Here is a 1,212-nt window from a genome sequence, read left to right on the forward strand (position 1 = left end):
CTGAAGTGCAGACCGCCCAAGGAAAGCTCTATCTGTTTGTGGCCATCGACCGCACCAGCAAGTTCGCCTTTGCGCAGCTGGTGGAGAAGGCCAACCGGGTCACCGCCTCAGCCTTCCTGGTCGCTCTGATTGCGGCCGTGCCCTACAAGATCCACACGGTGCTCACCGACAACGGCATCCAGTTCCGGCTGCCGCCGCGCTACGCCGACGGCCCGACCGCCCGCTACATCACGCCCATGTTCGACATGCGCTGCCGCGAGAACGGCATCGAGCACCGCTTCACCAAGATCAATCATCCCTGGACGACTGATGTAATCGACAAGAGCTTTTTACATCATCTTGGTGTATTCTCCTCTCGCGCAGGGGTGACTCTGTGGCAAAAAGCAGGGCTTGAGGTGCAAACCCTGCCGCGCAGCCTTTATCGTCGCTCCTCCTTTAGAGCGCCCGTGCGCACCCTTCCCGATCTCGGGCCACGAGGGTTCCAGCCTGCCACGATCCGGGTGTAAGCCGCCTCGGCCTGCTCAACCCAGCGTCGCTCCTGATCACGATGGCTCTTGAGATTGTAGGCGTGAGCTGCTCCTTTCTGGCCCCGGGCAGCCGGATAGCCCGCCTTGAGTTCGAGCTCGCGCATCTTCTTGGCATGCAGCGCCGGGCGGGCCCACAGATAGCTCTCGCCCTTGCGCAAAAGATGCCAGATGAGGACGGCCAGCTTGCGGGCCGTTGCCACCGCCGCCACATGCTGGCCGCGTCGGCTGCTCACCCGGAGGAAGAACGCCCGCAGGGGACCAGGGGCTCGGGCCGCAGCCCAGGCGGCCTCGACCAGCATGCCCCGGGCATGCCCACGTCCCTGCTTGGTGATCCGACCGTGATGGGCTGGCCCAGGGCCGGACTGGCGCACACTCGGGTTCAGCCCCAGATAACTGACCAGCTTCTCGGGGGCCTCGAAGCGCTGGATATCGCCGATGGCGGCCGCCAACGCGAGCGCCACCACCATGTCGATGCCGGGGATGGTCATCAGGCGCGCGACGCTCTCGTCAGCCAGAGCGGAGCGCGCGAGATCCCGCTCGATGACCCGGAGATCTTCCACCAGTCGATCGAATTCCCGCAGATGCCGCTCAATGGCAGAGCGCTCATCGTCCGGCAGGATCTGCTCCGACAGTGTCAATCGGCTTCCAAGTTTGACCCTCGATCAGCATCCAATTCTGACCCTGC

2 pseudogenes are annotated in these 1,212 nt (G+C 64.1%); one reads left to right on the top strand and one right to left on the bottom strand.

What is annotated here, in order from left to right:
* Nucleotides 1-323 (top strand): annotated as a pseudogene (locus tag OC446_RS30410) (DDE-type integrase/transposase/recombinase); the annotation flags it as partial.
* A gap of 95 nt (nt 324-418) precedes the next feature.
* On the opposite strand, the pseudogene OC446_RS30415 reads toward OC446_RS30410, so the two are convergent.
* Nucleotides 419-1,168, bottom strand: a pseudogene (locus tag OC446_RS30415) (transposase); the annotation flags it as partial.
* Between the last annotated feature and the right edge of the window lie 44 nt (nt 1,169-1,212).

Source organism: Microvirga sp. Mcv34, from assembly GCF_024519725.1.
Classification (GTDB): domain Bacteria; phylum Pseudomonadota; class Alphaproteobacteria; order Rhizobiales; family Beijerinckiaceae; genus Microvirga.